Here is a 24,380-nt window from a genome sequence, read left to right on the forward strand (position 1 = left end):
CGCATTATGGGTAATTATTTTCAGTTTATTGATGTTCCGAGGCAGGATCCTGAAAAGGTATCGGCCGACACCCGAGTTAAACAATTTAGCGAAATCTACGGCGACTACAGCAACGACCATGCCGCCGCTCAGGCTGATCGCTGCGTAGAGTGCGGCAATCCTTACTGCGAGTGGAAATGCCCGGTCCATAACTATATTCCGAACTGGCTCAAACTGATTGCCGAGGGCAACTTATTTGAGGCAGCCGAGCTGTCGCATAAAACCAATACACTGCCCGAGGTATGTGGTCGGGTTTGCCCGCAAGATCGCCTTTGCGAAGGTGCCTGTACGCTAAACGATGGCTTTGGTGCCGTAACGATAGGCTCGGTCGAAAAATACATTACCGATGAGGCGTTTAAGCGCGGCTGGCGGCCAGATATGACCGGCGTTGTACCCACCGATAAGCGCGTCGCCATTGTTGGCGCTGGCCCGGCTGGGCTCGGCGCTGCTGATATTTTGGTTCGCAATGGCGTTTCTGCCGTGGTGTATGACCGCTACCCCGAAATCGGCGGGCTGCTCACCTTTGGCATTCCGCCGTTCAAACTGGAAAAAGAAGTGATCGCCAAACGTCGCGAGATTATGGAATACATGGGCGTTGAATTCCGGTTGGGCGTTGAAATTGGCCAAGACATTACCTACGCCGAGCTCGAAGCCGAATATGACGCTGTTTTCCTTGGCATGGGCACTTATACCTACATGCGTGGGGGTTTTCCGGGCGAGGATATGCCGGGCGTCTATGAGGCCCTACCGTACTTAGTTTCAAACATTAATCGCATGATGGGCTTTGAAAAACAGCCCGAAGACTTCATCGATATGGCAGATAAGCGGGTGGTTGTGCTTGGCGGTGGTGATACCGCCATGGACTGTAACCGCACCGCGCTGCGCCAAGGCGCTGCTAGTGTGACTTGTGCCTATCGGCGCGATGAGCAAAACATGCCGGGATCACGCCGTGAGGTCCATAACGCCAAGGAAGAAGGCGTTAAATTTATGTTCAACCGGCAGCCGGTTGAGATTGTAGGCACCGATCGCGTAGAGGGCGTAAAGCTGGTGGAAACCCGCTTGGGCGCCCCCGATGAACGGGGCCGCCGCCGCCCAGAGGTTATTCCCGGTAGTGAAGAAATCCTGCCGGCCGATCATGTGCTCATTGCCTTTGGTTTTCGGCCCGATCCACCAGCCTGGTTCGAAACTCATAAAATATCAGTCGATGAGCGCGAGCGCGTGCAAGTGGCCAAACAAGGTGACTATCCTTACCAAACAAGCAACCCAAAGGTTTTTGCTGGGGGGGATATGGTCAGAGGTTCTGATTTAGTTGTTACGGCGGTTTGGGAAGGACGCGAAGCAGCAAAAGGCATGCTGGCCTGGCTAGGCATTACGGAGAACGCATGACCTCACTAGACAACGACCTGTTGCTACGCGCACTACTGCGCGAACCCGTCGAGCGCACACCCGTTTGGATTATGCGACAGGCAGGCCGATACCTGCCAGAGTATCGGGCCGCTCGTGCGCAAGCTGGCAGTTTTATGGACCTCTGCCGCAACCCTGAGCTTGCCTGCGAGGTCACGATGCAGCCATTGCGCCGCTTTAAGCTCGATGCCGCCATCTTATTTTCTGACATTCTTACCGTGCCCGATGCCATGGGCTTGGGGTTATATTTTGAGCAGGGTGAAGGGCCGCGCTTTGAGCGCCCTGTTCGTGATCGGGCCGCAATAGAGGCACTTCCTGCCCCTGATATTGCACGCGATTTAGGTTATGTAACCGATGCGGTCAGCCTGATCCGATCCCGCCTAGAAGGACAGGTCCCATTAATTGGTTTTTCAGGCAGCCCGTGGACCCTGGCCACTTACATGGTAGAGGGTGGCAGCAGCAAAGACTTTCGCCACATTAAAGGGATGGCCTATCGCGACCCCGACACCCTTGAGCTCTTGCTAAGCAAAATCACGAGCGCGGTCATTGATTATTTAAATGCTCAATCAGCCGCCGGCGCCCAAGCATTAATGATTTTTGATACCTGGGGTGGCGCCTTGGCTCATGATGCCTATCAGCGTTTTTCTTTAGCCTTTGCCAAGCAAGTCATTGCCGGGCTTGAGCGCAACCGCGAAGGCCGTCGCGTGCCCGTGGTGTTCTTTACCAAAGGCGGCGGGATTTGGCTTGATAAAATTGCCGACTGCGGTGCCGATGGGCTAGGCGTAGACTGGACCATTCCATTAAACGAAGCCCGCGAACGCACGCAAGGGCGGGTTGCACTGCAAGGTAACCTAGACCCCAACGTGCTTTATGCCGAGCCCAAGGTCATCGAAAAAGAAGTTGCCCGCGTGCTGGCTGAGTACGGCAACGGCTCAGGCCATGTTTTTAATTTAGGGCACGGCATCCACCCACAGATTCCGCCCGAGCATGTTGAGGTAATGGTCAACGCCGTGCATAACCTCAGCCCACAGTGGCATGTGCCCGACCAACGCTGAATCAGCGGCGCTCAATCAGCGCCCACCACGCATCCTCTCCTGTGGCGTGGTTGTGGTTCGTCGTGATGAAAATGACTGGCGCTTGCTTTTACTGCGCGCCTATCAATACTGGGATTTTCCCAAGGGCCGTACCGAACAAAACGAAACACCGCTGCAGGCCGCTTACCGCGAAGTGGCTGAAGAAACTGGCATTACCGACCTATCGCTCGATTGGGGCGAAGACTATATCGAAACAGGCCCTTACGCTCGGGGTAAAGTGGCCCGGTACTATTTAGCCTCTACCCAAACAAAAGACGTGGTCCTGGGCATTGCACCAGAACTTGGAGTTCCTGAACATCATGAATGGCGTTGGGTAAAGCGCGCGGAAGCTTATCGAATAACAGCGCCACGCGTACAACAAGTGCTTGATTGGGCCTATACGCGCCTTACCTAGCATCCGGTTTTTAAAAGGAGAATTTGTGAAATCTAATCCTGCTTCTGCCCTTAAATTTCCCGCAACACGCCTGCGGCGTTTGCGTACGGATGACTTTACCCGCCGGCTGGTGCGTGAACACACACTGAATGTGAATGATCTCATTCAGCCGGTTTTTGTGATTGAAGGGCAGAACAAAAGCGAGACCGTAGACTCGATGCCAGGCGTTGAGCGAATGACTATTGACCGGCTAGTGGTATTTGCTGAGCAAATTGCCGAGCTCGGCATTCCAGCGATCGCCATTTTTCCGGTGATCCCGCTCGAGACCAAAACCCCCGAGGCAACGGAAGCTTGGAACCCTGAGGGTCTGGCTCAGCGCGCCGTGCGCGCAGTCAAAGCGCGCGTACCTGATCTCGGCGTTATTACCGATGTTGCGCTTGATCCTTTTACCAGTCATGGCCAAGACGGCCTACTCGACGAGCACGGTTATGTTGCCAACGACATCACGCTTGATGCTTTAGTCCGCCAGGCGCGCTCACATGCTGAGGCCGGCGTCGATATCCTTGCCCCCTCAGACATGATGGACGGGCGAATAGCCGCGATTCGTCAGGCATTAGAAGCCGATCAGCAGCCTAATGTGCGCATTATGGCGTATTCCGCCAAATATGCCTCGGCGTTTTATGGCCCATTTCGCGATGCCGTGGGCTCGGCCAGTAATCTCGGCGGCGGCGATAAGCGGACCTATCAAATGGACCCAGGCAACGCCATGGAAGCCCTAAGAGAAGTCGGTATGGATATCGCCGAAGGGGCTGACATGGTCATGATCAAGCCCGGCATGCCGTATTTAGACATCATCACACGAGTTCGCGAGCAATTTCAGATGCCAACCTTTGCCTATCAGGTTAGCGGCGAGTACGCGATGCTTAACGCCGCCTTTGCCAATGGTTGGCTCGATCGACGTCAATGCGTGCTTGAATCATTACTGAGCTTCAAACGCGCCGGTGCAGATGGAATTCTTACCTATTTTGCACAAGACGTTGCAGGCTGGCTAAAGGAGAACTGATATGGACCACTATGCGGTTTTTGGTCATCCCGTAGGGCACTCTTTATCGCCCCGCATTCATCGGCTGTTTGCTGAGCAAACCGCGCAGCAAATGGAATATGTGGCTCAAGAGCCACCCCTTGATGGGTTTGCCAAGGCGCTAGCCGCGTTTCGTGAACAAGGCGGCTGCGGGCTAAACGTAACCCTGCCTTTTAAAGAAGAGGCTTGGCGCCTTGCTGACCACCGCAGTGAGCGCGCCGAGAGAGCCGGTGCGGTCAACACCCTCATCTGCACCGATACGCTGTATGGCGATAACACCGATGGTGAGGGCCTGCTGAATGATCTACGTAATCACTTAGGTGTTGGCATTGCTGGCAAACGCATTTTAATGCTGGGTGCTGGTGGCGCCGCCCGCGGCGTACTTGGGCCGCTACTTGATGAGCAACCCGCCATGCTAATCATTGCCAACCGCACCGCGGATAAGGCACAACAACTTGCTGCCGATTTTGCAACAGATGGTGCGGTAGAGGGCATTGGGCTCGATGCCCTGGATGGAGAGCGCTTTGAGGTGGTTATTAACGCAACCTCTAGCGGCATTAATGGCCCTTTACCTAAATTACCCGAAAGCATTGTTGCAGAGGGTGCAACGGCTTACGACCTGATGTACTCCCCCGAGCCCACGCCCTTTTTACGCTGGGCCAAAGAGGCCGGTGCATTTCGGTTAAGCGATGGCTTGGGCATGCTCGTTGAGCAGGCAGCTGCGTCTTTTGAACTATGGCGCTCTATCCGCCCGACCACCGAGCCAGTGATCGAAGCGCTGCGGCATGACATGCGCCCCTAATTGGCGCGATGTCTTGCCATTACGCGGGTGTAATGCATAGCGGAGTATTGCAGCTGCTCACGCTCAGTAGCCGTTAGCTCGCGCACGGCTCGGGCAGGGCTGCCTAAGTAAAGATAGCCACTTTCCAGCCTTCGCCCCATGGGCACTAATGCATGCGCGCCAATAATGACCTCATCTTCAACCACCGCTTCATCTAAAACCGTAGCCCCCATTCCCACCAGCACACGGCTGCCAACTGAGCAGGCATGAATAGTGGCACGATGCCCAACCGTGACCTCTTCTCCAACAATGGCAGGATGCCCGGCCTGATACGGCCCTTTATGGGCAACATGCACAATGGCACCATCCTGAATGTTGGTCCTTGCCCCGATCTCGATGCGGTGCACATCACCCCTTAAAACAGCTGTTGGCCAGACTGAAACAGACTCGCCTAGAGTGACATCGCCAATCACCACAGCAGAAGGATGCACCCATGCCGACTCAGGGATAATCGGCCAATGGCCCTCAAAACTCTCGATCAATGCACTGCCCTCATGTCATGGTGACCAGTTCTTCGGCGCTCGTGGGGTGAATTGCCACGGTGTCGTCGAAATCTTGTTTGGTTGCGCCCATTTTTAGCGCAACGGCAAAGCCCTGCAGCATTTCGTCACTGGCCACGCCAAATAAGTGGATTCCAATCACCTGCTCCTTTTCGCCCAGGCAAACGAGCTTCATCACGCTTGGCTGCTTGGCTTCGGGCGCTGATAGGGCATAGTCCATTGCGGTAAATCGCGTTTGATAGACCTTAACGGCCTGATCACCGTGCTCCGCCCGCGCCTGCGCCTCGGTCAGGCCCACGGTACCAATTGGCGGATGGGTAAAGACCACGGTCGGAATATCGCGATAATCCAATCGCCGCTCGGGCTGCCCACCCCACAGTCGATCCGCTAAACGGCGCCCCGCCGCAATGGCCACTGGCGTGAGCGGATAAGGGGTGTCAGTTACATCGCCCAGCGCAAAAATATGCGGCTGATTGGTTGTCTGCCAGTCATCCACCGGCACGGTGCCCTGCTCACTAAGATCAACACCCGCCGCCTCCAAACCGAGCTCGTCGGTATTGGGCAAACGGCCAATTGCCCAAATGACCTGATCTAACTGCTCTAAGCGCCGGCCATCTTCGGCATGCAGCGTATACCCGCCCCAATCTGCCTCAAGACCCACTGGAGTAAAGTGATTAACCAATGTTGGGCCATGTGCGGCAATCGATTCTACGTAAGCAGTTTGAATGGCTTCATCAAACTCACGCAATGGCCGTTCTCGGCGCACCACCAACTGCACATCACTACCAAGCTGCTGCAGCACACCGGCTAGCTCAACGGCAATGTAGCCCGCCCCTACCACGGCCACTTTTTGCGGCTGATCCTGCAGGGCAAAGAAACCATCAGAATCAATACCCAAATCACCCCCAGGAATGCCGGGGCGCCCCGGCACACCGCCCGTGGCAATCACAAACCGCTTGGCCTGATAGCGCACGCCTTCCACCTCGATGGTGTGTGGGTCAACAAAACGCGCATAACCCTGAATAACATCAACACCCGATTTACCCAGGTTGCGATCATAAATACCGTTAAGCCGCTCAATATAGGCCTCGCGCGAGGCCACTAATGCAGCCCAATCTAGCCGGGGTGCGACGCCGCTGAAACCATAATCACTCGCACGCGCCATCACTTCGGTGGCGTGCGCGGCCTGCCACATGACCTTTTTGGGAACGCAGCCCACATTGACACAGGTGCCCCCAAGCCGGCTTGACTCAACAACCGCGCATTTTGCGCCATAGGCTGCTGCCCGCCTTGCCGTGGCAATGCCCCCGCTGCCGCCGCCGATGCAAATCAAATCATAAGGCTGGCTCTGCCCGGTCATATTGAACTCCTGCTACTGTTTGGTTTCCACTACAGGTATTCTCCCAGACCCATGCTGCAAAGACGAGCCAAACCAATATGACCAATCCGCTACTTCAGCCCAACCAGTTACCGCAATTCACTGCAATCGAGCCTGCCCATGTTAAACCGGCGATTGAGGAGATATTGGCGCAAAATCGCGCCACCATCGCCGAGCTGACCAACTTGCAGGGCACGCCAACTTGGCACACCTTGGTTGCACCGCTTGAGGTAATCGAAGATCGGCTTGAAAAAGCGTGGTCGCCCGTTTCTCATTTAAACGGCGTTATGAATTCAGAGGCCTTGCGAGAAGCCTATAATGCTTGCCTGCCTGCACTATCGGCATATCACACCGAAATGGGCCAAAACGCCAAGCTCTATTCGGCATTTCGTGAATTACGCAATAGCGATGGCTACGCAGCGCTTAACCAAGCTCAAAAGCAAACCATCGATAATGCCTTGCGCGATTTTCAACTCGCTGGCGTGGCATTAGAAAACGATGCCAAAAAGCGCTACGCCGAAATTGCCGCACGGCTTGCCAAGCTTGCCTCGAGCTTTCAGGAGAACCTGCTAGATGCCACTGACGCCTGGCATCAAGACACCGAAGATGCCAATTTTCTGGCGGGGATTCCTGAAACCGCGTTAGGCGTGATGCAACAAAATGCCGAACAGGCCGAGGTTAAAGGCTGGCGTATCAGTCTAGACATGCCGGTTGTGCAAGCGGTACTGGCGCATGCCCATAATCGTGCATTGCGGCAAACGGTCTATACCGCGTTTTCGACTCGCGCCTCAGATGTTGGCCCCAATGCCGGGCAGTGGGATAACCACCCCGTCATGACTGAAATTCTCGATTTGCGGCAAGAACAAGCCGAGCTGTTGGGTTTTTCAAACTACGCAGAACTTTCTTTGGCTCCCAAAATGGCCGATTCCGCCGCTCAGGTCATTACGTTTTTAGAGGATTTGGCAACGCGCGCATTGCCGATTGCCCAACAGGAATACGCCGAGCTAGTTGAGTTTGCGCGTGAACGTGATGGGCTTGAAACCCTAGAAGCATGGGACGTGGGGTACTACAGCGAGCGCCTGCGCGAAACACGCTTTGCCCTATCGCCCGAAGATTTGCGCCCGTATTTTCAGGCCGATCGGGTGATGAGCGGTATGTTTGAGGTGGTTAAACGCCTGTTTGGCATTCACATCACGCCCCGCAGCGATGTTGAAACCTGGCATGCCGATGTGCGCTTTTACGAAATCCACGACGAGCAGGGTGAATTGCGCGGGCAGTTTTATACCGATTTATATGCCCGCTCTCATAAACGCGGTGGTGCATGGATGGCCACTTGTCAGTCACGCATGCGCATGGGCAACCAAGTGCAAACACCCGTGGCCTTTCTCACCTGTAACTTCACCCCGCCTGTGGCCGGCAAACCTGCGTTAATCACGCATGACGAGGTGCTGACCTTATTCCATGAGTTTGGCCATGGGTTGCATCACATGCTGACACGGATTGACGCAGCCAGCGTTGCCGGCATTAACGGTGTTGCTTGGGATGCCGTTGAACTGCCCAGTCAATTTCTTGAGAACTGGTGCTGGGAGCGTGAAGCGCTTGATCTATTTGCCCGCCATCATGAAACGGATGCGCCTATTCCTGAGACGCTATTTCAGCGCATGACGGCGGCACGGCATTTTCATGCTGCCATGCAGATGGTTCGGCAAATCGAATTCTCGTTATTTGATTTACGCTTACATGCCGAGCATGACCGTACGGTTGGTGAGCAAATTTACCCGCTACTAGAACAGGTTCGTGATCAAGTGGCCGTGGTACGCCCACCCGCGTTTAACCGTTTCCCCAATAGCTTTGCGCATATTTTTGCCGGCGGTTATGCAGCCGGATATTACAGCTACAAGTGGGCAGAGGTGCTTTCCGCTGATGCATTTGCCCGCTTTAGTGAAGAAGGCATCTTTAACCCGGTAACGGGTCGATCCTTTTTGGAGCATATTTTAGAAAAAGGCGGCTCAGAGGATGCAGCAAAGCTGTTTTATGAGTTCCGCGGTCGTGAGCCGAGCATTGAGCCACTGCTGGCATCCAGCGGTTTGGTGCCCAGCCATTAATGCCAAATCATTTGGTTCTGATTGGAGGTGGGCATAGTCATGTCGAGGTACTTCGTCAGTTTGCGTTAAAGCCGCTGCCAGATACGCGCCTGACGCTGATTTGCCAAACTGCCCACACGCCCTACTCCGGCATGTTGCCGGGGTATGTGGCGGGGCATTATCGTTATGAACAGGTGCATATCGACCTTCGCCCACTCGCCAAAGCCGCCGGCGCCGAGTTTTATGAAACCGCCGCCAATGGTATTGACCGGGCAAAGCAAGCGGTACATACCGAGCAGCACCCGCCGCTGCACTACGATCAGCTATCGATCAATATCGGCTCTACCCCCAATTTAGCGGATGCCAGCGGTGCGAGGGAGCATGCCATTGCCGTTAAGCCCATTCGCGATTTTAATCAGCGCTGGCTGAATTTGCTTGAACGCATAAAGGCAGCCCCAGCGCCTATGCATATTGCGGTGGTGGGTGGCGGTGCCGGGGGTATCGAGCTTTTGCTTGCCATGCAGTATCGCCTAGCACCCTATCAGCCCCGCTTTAGCTTATGGACACGCGGCGCAAAAATCCTGCCCACTCATAACACCGCCGTGCAAAAAAAGTTTATGCAAGTACTTCAAGCCCGTGGGGTTGAGGTGCATTGCCAAGCACCCGTTAGCGCGGTTAACTCAAGCGGACTGATCACTGCTGATACTCAACATCACACTGCCGATGAGGTGATTTGGGTGACTCGTGCCAGTGGTGCCGACTGGCTTAAACAAACCGGCCTTGCCCTTGACCAAAACGGCTTTATTGAGGTGGCTGACACCTTACAAACGCGCACCGACCCAAGCATTTTTGCAGCCGGTGATGTGGCCAGCATGCTCAATTACCCCCTTGAAAAATCAGGTGTTGTAGCGGTTAGGCAAGCCCCGATTCTTGCTCATAACTTGCGCAGCGCTCTTAATGGACAGCCATTGAAGCCCTATCGGCCGCAGCGGCACTGGCTTGCGCTGATTAGCACCGGTGATCCGTATGCCGTGGCCTCGCGCGGGCCGTTCACCGCCAGCGGCCGCTGGCTTTGGCACTATAAAGATTGGATCGATCGGCGCTTCATGCGACGTTACAATTAACGACTTGCCCCTTTTATAACCGCAGGATGAACCCATGAAGCTTGCCTCTTGGAACGTGAACTCACTTAACGTACGGCTGCCACATGTACTGCAGTGGCTTGAGTCTGCTCAGCCGGATGTTCTCGGCCTGCAAGAAACCAAGCTAACCGATGAGAAATTTCCGGTCGATGCACTGGCAGAGGCGGGGTACCAAGTCGTCTTTAGCGGGCAGAAAACTTATAACGGGGTTGCCGTACTCGCGCGTGCGCCAATCAGTGATGTCATCACTGATATTCCCGGTTTTGAAGACCCACAACGCCGCGTGCTGGCCGTTACCGTTAATGGCTGTCGCTTTATTAATTTGTATGTCCCCAATGGCAAAGCCGTTGGCACAGATAAATATCTTTATAAACTCGAGTGGCTGTCCGCTTTAGAGCGCTGGCTTGCAGAAGAGCTCAAAGAGCACAAACAAGTGGCCGTGGTGGGTGATTTTAATATCGCACCAGCCGATGCCGATGTGCATGACCCAGCCGAATGGCAAGATCAAATTCTTTGCTCTGTGCCTGAACGAGAAGCCTTTGCACGCCTGCTTGCACTTGGGCTAACCGATAGTTTCCGCCAGTTTGACCACCCGGCGGGCACTTTTTCGTGGTGGGACTATCGAATGAATAACTTTCGACGTAACCGCGGTTTGCGGATTGATTTGGTGCTAACCAGTGCTGAGCTCACCCAGCGCTTGGTCAGTAGCACCATCGATCGCGAGCCGCGCACTTGGGAGCGGCCATCGGACCATGCACCGGCGGTTGCTGACATTACTGACCAGGGCTAGGGCGCTATGCAATACAAAGATTTGCGGGATTTTATTAACCAACTCGAAGCCCGCGGTCAGCTTAAACGCATTAAAGCGGCGGTTGACCCCAACCTCGAGATGACCGAAATCTGCGACCGGGTGCTGCGTGCTGGCGGGCCTGCCTTGCTGTTTGAAAACCCGGTGGGGCATTCCGTACCCGTGCTGGGCAATCTCTTTGGCACGCCTCAGCGCGTGGCACTGGGCATGGGCGCCGAATCAGTCAGTGCATTGCGTGAAATCGGCGAGCTGCTGGCCTTTTTAAAATCACCCGAACCGCCCAAAGGGATGCGTGATGCTTGGCAAAATCTACCTATCTTTCGCAAGGTGCTGGATATGGCACCCAAGGTCAGGCGCAGCGCCGCTTGCCAAGATGTGGTGTTAGAGGGTGATCAGGTTGATCTTGGCAATCTACCCATCCAAACCTGCTGGCCAGGCGATGCGGGGCCACTCATTACCTGGGCGTTGGTGATTACCCGCGGCCCACATCAAAAGCGCCAAAACCTCGGCATTTATCGGCAGCAGGTCATTGGGCGTAATCGTGTAATTATGCGCTGGCTGTCGCATCGCGGTGGTGCTCTGGATTTTCGCGACTGGCAAAAAGCCCATCCGGGCGAACCTTTCCCCATTGCCGTTGCCCTTGGTGCTGATCCGGCCACACTCCTAGGCGCCGTCACACCAGTGCCAGATACATTATCGGAATATGCCTTTGCTGGCTTACTGCGCGGCAGTCGTACCGAGTTAGTGGGCTGTATTGGCTCTGATCTGCAAGTGCCCGCGTCTGCCGAAATTGTTTTAGAAGGCCATATTTACCCAGATGACATGGCGCCAGAAGGTCCATTTGGCGATCACACCGGTTACTACAACGAGGTTGATGAGTTTCCGGTCTTTACGGTTGAGCGCATCACTCAGCGCAAAGATCCGATTTATCACAGCACCTACACCGGCCGCCCACCCGATGAACCGGCTGTGCTGGGCGTTGCGCTCAATGAAGTTTTCGTGCCCATCCTGCAAAAGCAGTTTCCTGAAATTGTCGATTTTTACCTGCCGCCCGAAGGTTGTAGTTATCGCATGGCCGTTATCTCTATGCGCAAGCAATACCCGGGGCATGCCAAACGCGTCATGATGGGTGCCTGGTCGTTTTTACGGCAGTTCATGTATACCAAGTTCATTATTGTGGTAGACGAAGATGTGAATGCGCGCAGCTGGGAGGATGTGATTTGGGCGATGACCACCCGAATGGATCCTGCCCGCGATACCGTTATGGTAGAAAATACGCCCATCGATTATCTCGACTTTGCCTCGCCCGTCTCTGGCTTAGGCTCAAAAATTGGGTTTGATGCCACCAATAAATGGCCCGGAGAAACCACGCGCGAATGGGGTAACCCGATTGTGATGGATGAAACAACCAAAGCCCGAGTGGATGCCTTATGGCCAGAGCTTGGCTTGGATGGAGAAGATTAATGACCTTTAACGTGAGCATTGATGGCACGGACTACCAATTTGCCGTAGAGCCCGAAGAATCTGTGATTGACGCGGCAATGCGCGCCGGTTTAATGCTGCCTTACAGCTGCCGTAACGGCACATGCGGCAGTTGTATGGGCCGCGTTGTTGAGGGGCAAATTCAATATCTTAACGGCTTACCGCCGGCCATTGATAGCGAGCAAGATAGGGCCGGCATGGCGCTTTTCTGCCAAGCCAGGCCCGCGAGTGATTTAGTCATTGCGGTTAATGAAGTCCAAGAGGCTGGCGAAATCCGGCCCCAGCGCCTACCCGCTCGCGTTGAGCAAATTCAAACCTGCGCCCCTGATGTACGCCGGCTCTTTTTACGCCTGCCCGCTGCAAAGACGATGCCGTTTTTGGCAGGCCAGTATGTTGATATTTTACTGCGCGATGGGCAGCGCCGTAGCTATTCTCTAGCAAACGCTCCGCATGCTAGTGAATTGCTGGAATTACACATTCGTCACCTGCCCGGCGGCGTATTCTCAGAGCAGGTGTTTACCACGCTTAAACAAGGCGCATTGCTTCGATTTGAAGGGCCCTTGGGCAACTTCCACCTAAGAGAACAAAGCGACCGCCCCATGCTGTTTATTGCGGGCGGCACCGGATTTGGGCCCATAAAGGGGATCATTGAACATGCCCTACATATCGGCTGCACACAGCCCATGCACGTTTACTGGGGCGCACGCGATGTGCCTGATCTCTACCTAACTGATCTGCCCACCCAATGGGCTCAAACGCAGGCGCATATCGATTACACCCCGGTTTTATCTGAGCCTAGTCCAAATAATAACTGGTCAGGTGCGGTTGGGTTTGTTCACGAGCAGGTTTTAAACGATTATCCGGATATGCAAGCCTACGACGTGTACATGGCAGGGCCCCCTCCTATGATTAATGCGGCCAAAGCCGGATTTACTCAAGCGGGACTGCCGCCGGAGCGGCTCTTTTATGACTCTTTTGAAGCGGGCGGTGCAGCATGATGGAGATACGCTTCAATCGCTTTATTAAACTAGGCGTTATGCTGCTGGTAGCCAGTTTATTGATTGGCTGTGCCAGTACCAATGGCCCAGAACAGGTTAATGACCCACTAGAGAGCGTTAACCGCGGCGTATTCACATTTAACGAACAAGTCGACATCTACGCAGTCGGCCCCCTGTCGCGCGGCTGGGTGGCGATAACAACAGACGGTATGCGTACCGGGGTAACCAATTTCTACCGCAACCTAGCGGCTCCAGGCCATGCGCTCAATGCGGCCTTACAAGGAAAATGGGGGCAAGCCGGCGAGGTATCGGGGCGGTTTGTGGTAAACAGCACCATCGGCCTGCTGGGGCTGTTTGATCCCGCCGCCTCAATGGGCCTAAACACCGATCGTGAAGATTTTGGCCAAACCTTGGGCGTGTGGGGTGTTGAGCAAGGGCCCTATCTTGTATTGCCACTTTTAGGGTCTTCAAGCACCCGTGATGTTGCCCGCTACCCTGTAGATTGGTACACCGATGCTTTGGTGTGGTTAGCACTGGATAGCGCAACGCTTGGTGCCTTTACCGCCCTTTATGTGATTAATACACGCGCGCGGTTTGAGCAGCAGGTACAAATGCAGCGTGATGCGCCCGACCCGTATGCGTTTTCTCGCTCTGCCTACCTGCAGCGCCGACAAAGCCTAGTTTACGATGGCAACCCACCGCTGGACGAAGACCCCTACAGCGATTTTTTTGATGAGTTAGAAGGCGATAACTAGGCCAGTCGTGTCAATCGCTCGCGAAGCGGGCTGCGGCGCGGAAAATGCGCTCGCAAAAATTCCATTTGGTCAGCCAGAATCCGCCTACCTTGTAAGTAAACATACTCAGCATGCGTCGGCACAAAGGGCACCGCAAGCAGATGCATACGTGATTGCTCGGGCGTGCGATTGCCTTTGAGGTTATTGCATCGTTTACAGGCGGTGACCACGTTATTCCAAATATCCTGCCCACCGCGACTAATCGGTTTGACGTGATCACGTGAGAGATCGCGGGCAAGCTTTTGGTCGCCACAATATAAACAGAAGTGATCATCGCGCCGAAAAAGCGTGGCGTTGTTTAGTGGTGGTGTATAAGCCGGATTGCCTTTCAGCGTGGCCTGCATTGCACCGGCAGTGGCAATAATTGAGTTGACGGCGATGACGCTACGGCGCCCGGTTTTAGCGTTATGCCCGCCGCGAATGCGGTATAGCTCGTTGCCGCAGGCGTAAGCCACCTGATCGAGATGGTAAAGCCGCACCGCGTCTTGATAGGTAATCCACTCAAGTGGCATGCCTGAAACGTCGGTGCGCAGGATGTGGTGCTGCAGCGTCTCCACGCTTTCACCCTCCGGCCCTTGCCGCGTTGTCGTAACCCTCAATACCTCTTCAAATCATCACCGAGATTAGCCTAATGTGCAAGGGTTACAGCAATATGACCAAGACTGGGGGTGTTTCCTGTGCCAGATGCTGTAAAATCATCCGTCCGCCGGTGGCGGAAACGTTCTACGGACAGGAGAGACAGTCGATGAGCATCACCATCGCCGTACCCAAAGAAACGGCCAACGGAGAGCGCAGGGTTGCCATGGTTCCCAGCGCACTTAAGTTGCTGACAAAACTCGGTGCCACCGTGCGCATCCAGCATGGCGCTGGCGATGCGGCCGGGTTTACAGACAATCAATACGATGGGGTGGAGTGGGCAAAAACCACAGCCGAGCTGTACAAAGGTGCTGACATTGTCTTGCGCGTTCAGCCCCCCACCGCAGAAGAGGCAGCCAAGCTGCCAGAAAATATTATTATTGCCGGCTATATGACGCCGCATGAGGGCGACTCGCGCATTAGCAATCTCGTCAAGCGCAAGGTCACGAGCTTTGCCCTAGAGCTGGTACCGCGCATTACCCGAGCTCAGTCAATTGATGCTTTGTCTTCTCAAGGCAACATCGCGGGTTATAAATGTGCCCTGCTTGCGGCCCACTTAAGCCCCAAGCTGTTTCCAATGCTGACAACCGCTGCTGGCACCGTAAAGCCCGCCCGCGTTGTTGTGGTTGGCGCCGGCGTGGCGGGTTTGCAGGCCATTGCAACGGCACGTCGGCTTGGAGCCATTGTTGAGGCCTACGATGTACGATCGGCCACGCGTGAGCAGGTCGAGTCGTTAGGTGGTAAGTTCATCGATACCGGCGTTAGCGCCGAGGGCGAAGGCGGCTATGCCCGTGAGCTAACTGATGAAGAAAAGGCCCAGCAGGCTGAGGTGCTCGCAAAACATATTGCTCAGGCAGACGCAGTCATCACAACGGCCGCCATTCCTGGCCGCCCAGCACCAAAAATTATCGACAAAGCCACCGTTGAGCGCATGAAGGCAGGTTCCGTTATTGTCGATATGGCGGCAGAAACCGGTGGCAACTGTGAGCTAACTGAAGCTGGTAAAGAAATTCAGCATCAAGGCGTACTGATTGCAGGGCCACGCAACATTCCTAGCATGGCGGCCACGCATGCCAGTGAAATGTATGCACGCAACCTCTGCAATTTATTGGCTCTGATTATTAAGGAAGGCAACATCGATTTGAATTGGGATGACGAAGTCGTCGCCGATAGTTGCCTGACGCATGATGGCGAAATTCGTCATGCCCCCACTCGCGAGCGTATTGAAGGAGGCAACCCGTAATGGCCATCGAAGGCTTTGTCGCACTCTATATTTTCATGCTCGCCGGCTTTGTTGGCTTTGAGGTCATCAGCCGCGTGCCCGTTATTTTGCATACCCCTTTAATGTCAGGCTCTAACTTTGTGCACGGCATCGTGATTGTTGGCGCCATGGTTGTGCTGGGTCATGCCGAAACGGTAACCGAGCAAATCATTGGCTTTATCGCCGTTATTCTTGGCGCGGGCAATGCCGTTGGCGGCTACGTTGTCACCGAACGCATGCTTGAGATGTTTAAGAGTAAGGACGAAAAGAAGGGGGCTGAGAAATGAGTTGGTTTGTACAACTGAGCTACTTGCTCGCCGCCGTTCTTTTTATCTTTGGCCTCAAGGCCATGAGCTCGCCTCGCACGGCGCGTAAGGGCATTATTTGGGCCGGATTTGGTATGGTGCTGGCTACGCTGGTTACCTTCTTGCACCCAGATATTCATGGCGTTTCCAACTACATTCTTATTGTGATTGGTATTGCTGTTGCCGGTGTGCTGGCTTGGTGGTCGGGTCGGCGTGTGGCCATGACCGAAATGCCGCAAATGGTAGCCCTGTATAACGGCATGGGTGGCGGCGCCGCGGCCGCTATCGCGGCGGTTGAAATGCTACGTGCATTGCGCATGCTCCCTGATGATCTGCAGGCCCGGGCAGCGTCTCTAGCGGAAGAGTCTGGCCTGAGCGTTGCAGCTGCTGAGGCAGCACTGCGAGCAGAGGGTGCAGCAAGCGGGTCTATCGCTGCGGCATTAGGCGCAGACGTTACCGTGCTGGCCATTCTCGGCGCGCTCATTGGTACGGTGGCATTTTCAGGGTCGCTCATTGCTTGGGCCAAACTAGATGGTCGCATGCAGCGTAACTCGCTGGTGCCTGCGCAGCAGATCGTCAATGTGGTGGTTTTCGCGCTAGCAGTTATCTTCGGCATCATGACCTTCTTTACAGACAGTGTGGCCATTGTGGTGATTTTCTTTGCCCTTGGCCTGCTGTTTGGGGTGTTTGTGGCGGTACCGATCGGCGGTGCCGATATGCCCGTCATTATTTCGCTGTTTAACGCCCTCACCGGTCTGGCCGTGGCGTTTGAGGGCTATGCCATTGGCAACCCGGCCATGATTATTGCCGGTACCGTGGTGGGTGCTGCTGGCACCCTGCTCACGCAGCTAATGGCAAAGGCAATGAACCGATCCATAGCCAATGTGCTGTTTGCTGGTTTTGGAACAACGGTACAAGCCAGCTCTGAAGGGCCGGAAGGCGAAATGCAAGATGTGAGCGCAGAAGATGCCGGCATCATGATGGCGTTTGCCGACAAAGTGGTTATCGTGCCGGGTTATGGCATGGCAGTTGCGCAGGCTCAGCATAAGATTTGGGAGCTTGTCGAGCTTCTGCAAGGGCGCGGGGTTGATGTCAAATTTGCCATTCACCCCGTGGCAGGTCGGATGCCGGGGCATATGAATGTGCTGTTGGCAGAGGCCGGCGTTCCTTACGACATGATCTTTGATATGGAAGAGATCAATGAGGAGTTTGCAACTACTGACGTTGCCGTTGTCATCGGCGCTAACGATGTGGTGAACCCAGCCGCTAAAAACGATCCTTCCAGCCCCATTTTTGGCATGCCCATTCTTGATGTTGATGCAGCCGAGAATGTACTGGTCATCAAACGCGGCAAGGGAACTGGCTTCTCAGGCGTAGAAAATGCCCTGTTCTTCAGCGAAAACACCCGCATGGTGTTTGGTGATGGACAAAAAGTAGCTGGCGCCATGGTTCAGGCTGTTAAAGGCCTGTAGACCCCATTAACGAATTGTGGAGTTTAAATGAACGAGTCTAACGAACAAGACGCACTGGCTCAGCTCAGCTTAGATACCGATGGGCTGTATCAGGAAGAGGTCTTTACAGATCGGCGTGTTGGCAGCATTCAGCGGCTAACCCCGGTTACAAGCGACGGGCAATCAGACCCGAGCCGCCCCGTCCTTTATGTCGGGCAGACACAGGTAATGACCCCCGCAGGAGCACTGCCGCTAAACTTTGAGCTCGAAGCTGGCAGCTTAGAAGAAGCTGCCCAAGCCTTCCCTGCGGCCGCCAATGCAGCGCTAGAGCAGACGATGGAGCAACTGCGTGAAATGCAGCGCGAACAAGCCTCCCGAATCATGACGCCTGATCAGCTTGCTGGCGGTGGCATGGGTGGTATGGGCGGTGGCGGCGGTGCGCCTGGCGGCGGCATCCAGATGCGCTAAAGCGTACCTAACGCTTCAACCAGCCGCTGCAGCAATGGCTCAGCGGCTTTTTTATTGTTTGCTTGGCCAATATAACTTAAGTACATCAGTGCATTAGCATGGGCATTTGCCATGCATTCAGGGCGCGACAGGGTAAGCGGTTTTGTCGCCGGCGCATCATGGCAAATCAACGCCTGCTGAATTTTTTCTGCCGCAATCTCCTGACTTAACAGTGATTTTCTTAGCGCCTCAGCGGCTTCGGATTGATCCGCTGGCGTCACTTCGCGCAGCCCACGGCGCACGTTCCGCAAAGGCTCGATCACCGTCTGCTGCCAATGTGTTGCGCGCTTGAGCGCCTGTTGAATCACAGGCAAGGTCAATGGCGGCTGGCCTAAATAGCCAATAATCATCACTGTTAGCAAAGCGCTAACGCCTACATCAAACTCATCTTGCAACTGCAAGCACACCGGCTGTATGCCCTCTGCGTCATACAGTTTTAACATCAATGCCCAAGCCATGTTTTGATCGGTCATTTTGTTATCCTAGCAAAACCAGTCATCTGTATGGCTTGCACAACAGCCCGCAGCAGCCAACAATCATACCCATGAGTTCGCCGATCTTACGCATTGCCCTACCGGGGCCATTTCCAGAACCCCTGGATTATTTGCTCCCAGAAGACCAAAAAGCCCCGCCGATCGGTGCTCGTGTGGAGGTACCCCTTGGCAGGCGTCGGGTGATTGGAATTGTGCTGCAGCAGGTGGCGCAATCCACAATCGATGCCTCACGGCTTCGCGCCATCATTAAGGTTTTGGATGATACGCCCGTGCTAGATCCAGAGTTGCTCGGCCTAATCGAGTGGACTGCGCGCTATTACCATCACCCCATCGGAGAATGTCTGGCAACTGCATTACCGGTCAGGCTGCGCCAAGGGCATCCAGCAATGCCCTCGGCACAACGCCAGTGGCAGATCACCGAGCAGGGAAAAATAACCCTGCCCTCTGAGTTAGCGGCTCGCGCCCCACGGCAGGCAGAGCTGCTTGGGCGCCTTCAATCCACTGGCCGTTTAAGTGCCGGTGAGCTCGGCAGCGCAGGAGACTCTCGCGGCGCACTGCAACGGCTAGTTGCCCGGGGCGATGCCACGTTAAGCGAGAAAGCCGACTATGGCCTGATCAGTGGTCAGGCCGAACAACCACCGCCGGCGCTGAACGCTGAGCAAAAACTGGCCACCGAGGCAATTGCCAATGCTAACGATCATCGCCCGTTGTTACTTGAAGGCGTAACCGGCAGTGGCAAAACAGAGGTCTATTTAACCGCTATCCAAGAGCACTTAAGTGCACATCGACAAGTGCTAGTGATCGTGCCAGAAATTGGGCTGACGCCGCAGCTGCTCGATCGCTTTCGGCAACGTCTTAAGGGTGAAATCGCGGTAATGCACTCAGGCTTACCCGAAGGCGAACGGCTCAATGCATGGCTAGCGGCCCAGGCGGGGCAGGCTGATGTCATTATTGGCACACGGTCTGCCATTTTTACCCCATTGCCGCGCCCCGGGCTGATTATTGTTGATGAAGAGCACGATGCATCACTCAAGCAGCAGGATGGCCTGCGCTACTCAGCGCGCGATTTGGCGGTGATGCGCGCGCATCGATTACAAATACCCATTGTTCTTGGCTCTGCCACTCCGTCTTTAGAGAGCATTGCGAATGCACGAGCAAAACGCTATCAGCATTATCGGCTCGACCAACGAGCGGGCGCAGCAAAACCACCCACCCTTCGGTTACTCGATGTGCGCGGCGCCGATATGCAGGATGGGCTATCTACCGCGTTACTAGATGCCATTAAAAAACATCTGAATGCAGGCAATCAGGTTCTGCTTTTCCTAAACCGCCGCGGTTATGCCCCGGTGCTGATTTGCCATGACTGTGGGTGGATTGCGGAATGTTCAGCCTGTGATGCCCGTTACACTTGGCATCGGGGCCGCAATCGATTGCTCTGCCATCACTGTGACCAAGACCGGCCTATTCCGGCGGTCTGCCCAAACTGCAATAGCGTTGACCTGCGGGCCTTGGGGCTGGGTACTGAACGAATTGAAGCCGCACTCGACACCGCACTGCCGGATATTGAACCCATTCGTATTGATCGCGATAGTACCCGCCGACGCGGCAGCTTTGAGCAGGCACTGGCTAAGGCACGGCAAGGAGGGGCGCAGTTGCTGCTTGGCACCCAAATGCTGGCCAAGGGCCATCATCTACCCAACGTAACGTTAGTAGGCATTATTGATGCAGACCAAGGTCTGTTTGGTGCTGATTTTCGCTCCGCAGAGCGGCTTGCCCAGTTGATTATTCAGGTGGCCGGGCGTGCCGGGCGCGAGATTAACCCCGGCGAGGTGCTGATTCAGACCCATCATCCAGAGCATCCGTTACTCCAAACCCTCATTCATGGCGGCTACCCTGCCTTTGCCGATGCCGCGCTAAGCGAGCGCGAGGCGGCAGGGCTGCCGCCGACCCGAGCCCTTGCGTTATTACGCGCAGAGTCTACCCAACGCCACAACGCGGCCCGCTTTTTAGAAGAGGCGAAAGCGCTCATTGCCTCCACGCCACACATTGAGCTTGTCGGGCCATTTCCTGCACCCATGGAGCGGCGCGCTAATCGCTATCGCATGCAGTTATTTGTGCAGGCCGACCAGCGCGGGCAGCTACAATCGCTTTTAGAACGTTGGCTGCCAAGTGTGGCGCGCTCATCTTTGGCGCGCAAAGTGCGGTGGGCAATTGACGTAGATCCTGCTGATACGCTGTAAGCAGTTGAATAAACGGCTTGAAAACGGATAATGGGCCACTTCTTAGCACCCGGAAATTGCCGTTATTCATGAAAGAAGACCTTGCTGCGCTGCTTGCTCAGGCACTCGATAATCATTGCAAAGCGGCTGATGTCAGCCTCAGCCCGCCCGACGGCATACAGGTAGAGCGCGGCCGTGGCAGCGGTCATGGTGATTATGCCAGCAATCTGGCCATGCAGTTGGCCAAAGTTGCAAAAATGCCACCACGAGATCTGGCCACCGCCATCGTTGCTCATCTACCCGCCAGCCCGCTGGTAGAAAAAGTGGAAGTGGCGGGCCCTGGTTTTATTAACTTTTTTGTCACGGCGCAGGCAGCCGCCTTAGTGATCGAAAAAATCCATGAACAGGGCGCGGAGTTTGGACGCAGCCATCATGGCAGGGGCAGCCGCGTCCTTTTAGAGTTTGTCTCAGCCAATCCAACTGGGCCTTTGCATGTTGGGCATGGGCGCGGGGCGGCGTTTGGCAGCAGCCTTGCTAACTTGCTTGAAGCCGCGGGGCATGAGGTACATCGTGAATATTACGTTAACGATGCAGGCCGGCAAATTCACATCTTAACGGCTAGTGTTTGGCTTCGTTACCTGGAGCACCGCGGAGAGTCACTACCCTTTCCGGTCAACGCCTATCGGGGTGATTACATCCACGACATTGCACGTGACCTTGAAGCGGCCCATGGTGAGCGCTTCCGCGTCGCGGCTAGTGAGCTACTGGCTAACCTGCCTGCCGATGCCAATGAAGGCGGTGACAAAGAACAATACATCGATGCAGTTATTGCTCGAGCGCAGATATTACTTGGCACCGATCGCTATCAAGAGATACTGCGTGCCGCCGTTGCAGCAATTACACGGGATATTGAAGAAGACTTAGCCGCCTTTGGCGTACATTACGACCGATGGTTTTCTGAGCAGGCTTTGGTTGACGCCGGCGGTGTTAACAACGCGCTTGATCGTCTTGAGGCGGCTGGTGAAATTTATGAAAAAGAGGGCGCGCAGTGGTTTCGCTCTAGCCACTACGGCGATGAAAAAGACCGCGTAGTCAAGCGCGCAGACGGGCTAACCACCTATTTTGCATCGGATATTGCCTATCATTTAGATAAATTTGAGCGCGGGTTTGAGCAAATCATCGATGTATTCGGTGCGGATCATCACGGGTACATGGCCCGCGTAAAGGCCAGCCTTGCGGCCTTTGGCAAACCCATCGAGCAATTAACGTTTCGGCTTGTGCAGTTTGCAATTCTCTATCGCGGTACCGAGCGCATGCAGATGTCCACTCGGTCTGGCGAGTTTGTCACCTTACGAGAACTGCGCGAAGAGGTCGGTAACGATGCCACGCGGTTTTTTTACGTGATGCGCCGGCCTGAGCAACATCTTGATTTTGACCTTGAGCTGGCAAAGTCTCGCTCAAATGATAACCCCGTTTACTACGTTCAATACGCGCACGCCCGAGTTTGCAGCGTGCTTGCGCAGATGGGCGAACGTAATTTAGAACATGACTTAACGCGCGGCATCAGCGCACTGAGTCGATTAACCGAATCCCACGAGCAAGCGCTTATTGGCGAGCTTGGGCGTTATCCTGAAATTGTTGTAGCCGCGGCAGAGGCTCATGAACCCCATCAGATCGCTCAATACTTACGTGAACTGGCCGCCGCGTTCCATACCTACTACAACGCCCATCCGTTTTTGGTGGATGATCCTGATCTACGGGATGCCCGCCTGGCGCTAATTACCGCGGTTCGTCAGGTCATTCGCAATGGCCTGGATTTGCTCGGCGTATCTGCGCCAGAGAGTATGTAGCAATGGCAAACAAGACCAAGACCAGTCAAGCCAGCAAAAAGAGCAGCGAGCCGCCCAAGCCCTGTCGCCCCTTTTTGGCTTGGGGTGTTGGCCTTGCCATGGGTCTGGGTGTTGCTTACTGGGTTCATTGGGAACATACCCAACCAACCCTACCCGCAGATCCCGACACCACTGCCCAAGAAACAACAACCGACCCGGCTTCAGCCCCGCGTTTTGAGTTCTACCACCTGCTGACTGAGCAAGAGGTTGCCATAGAGATAGAGGGCGAGACTGAAACTGACGCACCAGGGAGCACCGAGGTGCAAACAGACCCTGAAACCGCCAGCATTAGCATGGCCGGAGACGGTGCCCTGCCCACGGCAGAAGAAGAGGAAGAACCTGAGGTAGCCACAGGCGGTACGCGCTATTTACTACAGGCTGGTTCATTTCAAAAGGCAGGAGATGCCGATTCACTTCGAGCCAGCCTAGCTATTATTGGTATCGAAGCGAATATTCAGGTGGTGGAATTGCCCGGCGGAGAAACCTGGCATCGCGTGCGTATTGGACCCTTTAGCGATTTAAGAACCGTTAATGAGGCAAGAGCAAGGATGGCCGCAAATCAAATTGAGGCCATCATGCTGCGTACTGGCGGCTAGAGACTCCGCTGATTTCCCGTCTCAAATAATGCTCTTTTGAGTCGATACAGCGCAGTAATATCTTCTTCGCCATAACCATCGGCCATTAAACGCTCGTAATGCTTAATCGTCATTTCAACGGTTGGCAAACTAACATCTAGCCCTTTCAGCAGCCGCTGACACAGCAGTAAATCTTTGTGATGCAGCGCCAGCTTAAAGCCTGGAGCAAAGTCATTTTCTAACAACCGAGCACCGCGACGTTCAAGTAAACGGCTACCGGCGGCACCCCCGATGAGTACGGGTAATAGCTCATCGGTATCTAGGCCACTAGCGGCAGCAAAAGACAAGCCATCACTAACCGCTTGCACAATGCCTGCCACAATCACCTGATTCACGGCCTTTGCCCTTTGACCATTACCAACGGGGCCAAAGTAACTGATGCGGCTTGAGAAGGGCTCCAGCGCAGGGCGCATCGCATCGAGCACCGCCTCATCTCCGCCCACCATCACCACTAATGTGCCGGCCTCTGCACCCTCGGAGCCACCGGTTAATGGTGCATCCAAAAAGGCCGTCTTGGTTTTTGCCAACCGCTCGCCGATAATTTCTGCGGTATCGGCACCCACGGTTGAGGTATCAATCACCGTATGCTGATCAGTAAGCTCCGGTGCAATCGCATCGATCATCTCAAGAATATCTTTATCAGCGCTCACGCAAGTAATGATCACATCGCAGCTCTTAGCTAAAGCAGCGGGGCTGTCGGCCACTGGCACGCCAAGCGCCTGACCTAGCTCATCTGCAGTGGCGCGTGTGCGATTCCAAATGGTGGTGAGCTGCCCTGCATTAGCCAAATGCCTGGCCATGTTGGCGCCCATCACGCCTAATCCAATAAATCCAACGCGCATACAAATACTCCTCTGAATAAAATTATTATTTTTCCAGTTTACTCGCTAATGGCTCATGCACATAAAAAAACGGGCGACCCTTTAAAAGAGTCGCCCGCTTGATTACGAAGTTATCTGCGCGCG

General features: G+C 54.8%; 23 protein-coding genes and 1 pseudogene. 18 read left to right on the top strand and 6 right to left on the bottom strand.

Features of this window, described 5'->3' with window-relative positions; genetic code table 11:
- The first annotated feature begins 6 nt into the window (after positions 1–6).
- From GH984_RS05100 to aroE, 5 genes are read left to right on the top strand one after another with little or no spacing between them, the layout of a single operon-like run.
- Complete coding sequence (locus GH984_RS05100; protein WP_153719113.1) at positions 7–1,425, top strand: FAD-dependent oxidoreductase; 1,419 nt, start codon at positions 7–9, stop codon at positions 1,423–1,425.
- On the top strand, positions 1,422–2,498 hold the full coding sequence (gene hemE / locus GH984_RS05105; protein WP_153719114.1) for a uroporphyrinogen decarboxylase: 1,077 nt from the start codon (positions 1,422–1,424) through the stop codon (positions 2,496–2,498). The genes GH984_RS05100 and hemE overlap by 4 nt, the downstream gene beginning before the upstream one ends.
- Positions 2,479–2,931 (top strand): NUDIX domain-containing protein, encoded by a 453-nt coding sequence (locus GH984_RS05110; RefSeq protein WP_153719115.1) that lies wholly within the window; start codon positions 2,479–2,481, stop codon positions 2,929–2,931. Before hemE ends, GH984_RS05110 begins: the two co-directional genes overlap by 20 nt.
- A 25-nt stretch (positions 2,932–2,956) precedes the next feature.
- Positions 2,957–3,973: a porphobilinogen synthase gene (gene hemB, locus GH984_RS05115; protein WP_369691947.1), complete on the top strand. Its 1,017-nt coding sequence runs from the start codon at positions 2,957–2,959 to the stop codon at positions 3,971–3,973.
- 1 nt (position 3,974) lies between these two features.
- Complete coding sequence (aroE, locus tag GH984_RS05120) at positions 3,975–4,793, top strand: shikimate dehydrogenase (RefSeq protein ID WP_153719117.1); 819 nt, start codon at positions 3,975–3,977, stop codon at positions 4,791–4,793.
- Here aroE and GH984_RS05125 read toward each other — a convergent pair.
- Positions 4,790–5,314: a gamma carbonic anhydrase family protein gene (locus GH984_RS05125; RefSeq protein WP_153719118.1), complete on the bottom strand. Its 525-nt coding sequence runs from the start codon at positions 5,312–5,314 to the stop codon at positions 4,790–4,792. The two genes, aroE and GH984_RS05125, sit on opposite strands and share 4 nt — an antisense overlap.
- A 10-nt stretch (positions 5,315–5,324) precedes the next feature.
- Complete coding sequence (gorA, locus tag GH984_RS05130; protein ID WP_153719119.1) at positions 5,325–6,692, bottom strand: glutathione-disulfide reductase; 1,368 nt, start codon at positions 6,690–6,692, stop codon at positions 5,325–5,327.
- 77 nt (positions 6,693–6,769) lie between these two features.
- Between gorA and prlC the strand changes: the two genes are divergently transcribed.
- From prlC to GH984_RS05160, 6 genes are read left to right on the top strand one after another with little or no spacing between them, the layout of a single operon-like run.
- Entirely contained in the window at positions 6,770–8,815 is a 2,046-nt protein-coding gene (gene prlC / locus GH984_RS05135) for an oligopeptidase A (protein ID WP_153719120.1), read from the top strand.
- Positions 8,815–9,918, top strand: a complete 1,104-nt coding sequence (locus tag GH984_RS05140; RefSeq protein ID WP_153719121.1) for an FAD-dependent oxidoreductase — start codon at positions 8,815–8,817, stop codon at positions 9,916–9,918. Before prlC ends, GH984_RS05140 begins: the two co-directional genes overlap by 1 nt.
- A gap of 34 nt (positions 9,919–9,952) precedes the next feature.
- A complete protein-coding gene (gene xth, locus GH984_RS05145; protein ID WP_153719122.1) occupies positions 9,953–10,726 on the top strand; it encodes an exodeoxyribonuclease III in 774 nt (257 codons plus the stop codon).
- 6 nt (positions 10,727–10,732) lie between these two features.
- Complete coding sequence (gene ubiD / locus GH984_RS05150; protein WP_153719123.1) at positions 10,733–12,208, top strand: 4-hydroxy-3-polyprenylbenzoate decarboxylase; 1,476 nt, start codon at positions 10,733–10,735, stop codon at positions 12,206–12,208.
- The gene (locus GH984_RS05155; RefSeq protein ID WP_153719124.1) at positions 12,208–13,224 is read left to right on the top strand and encodes a CDP-6-deoxy-delta-3,4-glucoseen reductase; all 1,017 of its coding nucleotides are present in this window, start codon (positions 12,208–12,210) and stop codon (positions 13,222–13,224) included. The genes ubiD and GH984_RS05155 overlap by 1 nt, the downstream gene beginning before the upstream one ends.
- Positions 13,221–13,979: an MlaA family lipoprotein gene (locus GH984_RS05160; protein ID WP_153719125.1), complete on the top strand. Its 759-nt coding sequence runs from the start codon at positions 13,221–13,223 to the stop codon at positions 13,977–13,979. The genes GH984_RS05155 and GH984_RS05160 overlap by 4 nt, the downstream gene beginning before the upstream one ends.
- On the opposite strand, the gene GH984_RS05165 is transcribed toward GH984_RS05160, so the two are convergent.
- Positions 13,976–14,530 (bottom strand): HNH endonuclease, encoded by a 555-nt coding sequence (locus GH984_RS05165; protein WP_153719231.1) that lies wholly within the window; start codon positions 14,528–14,530, stop codon positions 13,976–13,978. The two genes, GH984_RS05160 and GH984_RS05165, sit on opposite strands and share 4 nt — an antisense overlap.
- Positions 14,531–14,763: 233 nt before the next feature.
- Between GH984_RS05165 and GH984_RS05170 the strand changes: the two genes are divergently transcribed.
- From GH984_RS05170 to GH984_RS05185, 4 genes are read left to right on the top strand one after another with little or no spacing between them, the layout of a single operon-like run.
- Positions 14,764–15,897, top strand: coding sequence for an NAD(P) transhydrogenase subunit alpha (locus GH984_RS05170; RefSeq protein WP_153719126.1), 1,134 nt, complete (start codon positions 14,764–14,766; stop codon positions 15,895–15,897).
- Complete coding sequence (locus GH984_RS05175; protein ID WP_153719127.1) at positions 15,897–16,202, top strand: NAD(P) transhydrogenase subunit alpha part 2; 306 nt, start codon at positions 15,897–15,899, stop codon at positions 16,200–16,202. Before GH984_RS05170 ends, GH984_RS05175 begins: the two co-directional genes overlap by 1 nt.
- Positions 16,199–17,692 (top strand): NAD(P)(+) transhydrogenase (Re/Si-specific) subunit beta, encoded by a 1,494-nt coding sequence (locus tag GH984_RS05180; protein WP_153719128.1) that lies wholly within the window; start codon positions 16,199–16,201, stop codon positions 17,690–17,692. Before GH984_RS05175 ends, GH984_RS05180 begins: the two co-directional genes overlap by 4 nt.
- A gap of 27 nt (positions 17,693–17,719) precedes the next feature.
- Positions 17,720–18,139, top strand: coding sequence for a hypothetical protein (locus GH984_RS05185; protein WP_153719129.1), 420 nt, complete (start codon positions 17,720–17,722; stop codon positions 18,137–18,139).
- Here GH984_RS05185 and GH984_RS05190 read toward each other — a convergent pair.
- Positions 18,136–18,651, bottom strand: coding sequence for a TIGR02444 family protein (locus GH984_RS05190; RefSeq protein WP_153719130.1), 516 nt, complete (start codon positions 18,649–18,651; stop codon positions 18,136–18,138). The two genes, GH984_RS05185 and GH984_RS05190, sit on opposite strands and share 4 nt — an antisense overlap.
- A gap of 71 nt (positions 18,652–18,722) precedes the next feature.
- Between GH984_RS05190 and GH984_RS05195 the strand changes: the two genes are divergently transcribed.
- The 3 genes from GH984_RS05195 (at position 18,723) to GH984_RS05205 (ending at position 23,376) form a co-directional block, all read left to right on the top strand.
- Positions 18,723–20,912 carry a primosomal protein N' gene (locus GH984_RS05195; RefSeq protein ID WP_153719131.1) on the top strand — a complete coding sequence of 730 codons (2,190 nt, stop codon included), beginning with the start codon at positions 18,723–18,725 and terminating at the stop codon, positions 20,910–20,912.
- Between the two features lie 68 nt (positions 20,913–20,980).
- Positions 20,981–22,741 (top strand): arginine--tRNA ligase, encoded by a 1,761-nt coding sequence (argS, locus tag GH984_RS05200; protein ID WP_153719132.1) that lies wholly within the window; start codon positions 20,981–20,983, stop codon positions 22,739–22,741.
- A 2-nt stretch (positions 22,742–22,743) separates the two neighbouring features.
- On the top strand, positions 22,744–23,376 hold the full coding sequence (locus GH984_RS05205; protein WP_153719133.1) for an SPOR domain-containing protein: 633 nt from the start codon (positions 22,744–22,746) through the stop codon (positions 23,374–23,376).
- Here the strand turns inward: GH984_RS05205 and GH984_RS10980 are convergent.
- Together GH984_RS10980 and GH984_RS10985 are read right to left on the bottom strand one after the other, a co-directional pair.
- Positions 23,373–23,816, bottom strand: a complete 444-nt coding sequence (locus GH984_RS10980) for an NAD(P)-dependent oxidoreductase (protein WP_256365601.1) — start codon at positions 23,814–23,816, stop codon at positions 23,373–23,375. The genes GH984_RS05205 and GH984_RS10980 overlap by 4 nt on opposite strands.
- Positions 23,793–24,281 (bottom strand): annotated as a pseudogene (locus GH984_RS10985) (NAD(P)-dependent oxidoreductase); the annotation flags it as partial. The gene GH984_RS10980 and the pseudogene GH984_RS10985, both read right to left, overlap by 24 nt.
- Positions 24,282–24,380 lie beyond the last annotated feature (99 nt).

It is taken from the genome of Spiribacter salilacus, from assembly GCF_009649225.1.
In the GTDB taxonomy this organism is placed as follows: domain Bacteria; phylum Pseudomonadota; class Gammaproteobacteria; order Nitrococcales; family Nitrococcaceae; genus Spiribacter; species Spiribacter salilacus.

What these genes read in the sequence shown, in the direction of transcription:
- GH984_RS05205 (WP_153719133.1), top strand. Translation starts at nt 22,744, where the DNA reads ATGGCAAACAAGACCAAGACCAGTCAAGCCAGCAAAAAGAGCAGCGAG.
- aroE (WP_153719117.1), top strand. Translation starts at nt 3,975, where the DNA reads ATGGACCACTATGCGGTTTTTGGTCATCCCGTAGGGCACTCTTTATCG.
- ubiD (WP_153719123.1), top strand. Translation starts at nt 10,733, where the DNA reads ATGCAATACAAAGATTTGCGGGATTTTATTAACCAACTCGAAGCCCGC.
- argS (WP_153719132.1), top strand. Translation starts at nt 20,981, where the DNA reads ATGAAAGAAGACCTTGCTGCGCTGCTTGCTCAGGCACTCGATAATCAT.
- GH984_RS05155 (WP_153719124.1), top strand. Translation starts at nt 12,208, where the DNA reads ATGACCTTTAACGTGAGCATTGATGGCACGGACTACCAATTTGCCGTA.
- GH984_RS05165 (WP_153719231.1), bottom strand. Translation starts at nt 14,530, where the DNA reads ATGCCACTTGAGTGGATTACCTATCAAGACGCGGTGCGGCTTTACCAT.
- GH984_RS05175 (WP_153719127.1), top strand. Translation starts at nt 15,897, where the DNA reads ATGGCCATCGAAGGCTTTGTCGCACTCTATATTTTCATGCTCGCCGGC.
- GH984_RS05180 (WP_153719128.1), top strand. Translation starts at nt 16,199, where the DNA reads ATGAGTTGGTTTGTACAACTGAGCTACTTGCTCGCCGCCGTTCTTTTT.
- hemE (WP_153719114.1), top strand. Translation starts at nt 1,422, where the DNA reads ATGACCTCACTAGACAACGACCTGTTGCTACGCGCACTACTGCGCGAA.
- xth (WP_153719122.1), top strand. Translation starts at nt 9,953, where the DNA reads ATGAAGCTTGCCTCTTGGAACGTGAACTCACTTAACGTACGGCTGCCA.
- GH984_RS05110 (WP_153719115.1), top strand. Translation starts at nt 2,479, where the DNA reads ATGTGCCCGACCAACGCTGAATCAGCGGCGCTCAATCAGCGCCCACCA.
- GH984_RS05100 (WP_153719113.1), top strand. Translation starts at nt 7, where the DNA reads ATGGGTAATTATTTTCAGTTTATTGATGTTCCGAGGCAGGATCCTGAA.
- GH984_RS05140 (WP_153719121.1), top strand. Translation starts at nt 8,815, where the DNA reads ATGCCAAATCATTTGGTTCTGATTGGAGGTGGGCATAGTCATGTCGAG.
- GH984_RS05190 (WP_153719130.1), bottom strand. Translation starts at nt 18,651, where the DNA reads ATGACCGATCAAAACATGGCTTGGGCATTGATGTTAAAACTGTATGAC.
- GH984_RS05195 (WP_153719131.1), top strand. Translation starts at nt 18,723, where the DNA reads ATGAGTTCGCCGATCTTACGCATTGCCCTACCGGGGCCATTTCCAGAA.
- GH984_RS05185 (WP_153719129.1), top strand. Translation starts at nt 17,720, where the DNA reads ATGAACGAGTCTAACGAACAAGACGCACTGGCTCAGCTCAGCTTAGAT.
- gorA (WP_153719119.1), bottom strand. Translation starts at nt 6,692, where the DNA reads ATGACCGGGCAGAGCCAGCCTTATGATTTGATTTGCATCGGCGGCGGC.
- GH984_RS05170 (WP_153719126.1), top strand. Translation starts at nt 14,764, where the DNA reads ATGAGCATCACCATCGCCGTACCCAAAGAAACGGCCAACGGAGAGCGC.
- prlC (WP_153719120.1), top strand. Translation starts at nt 6,770, where the DNA reads ATGACCAATCCGCTACTTCAGCCCAACCAGTTACCGCAATTCACTGCA.
- GH984_RS05160 (WP_153719125.1), top strand. Translation starts at nt 13,221, where the DNA reads ATGATGGAGATACGCTTCAATCGCTTTATTAAACTAGGCGTTATGCTG.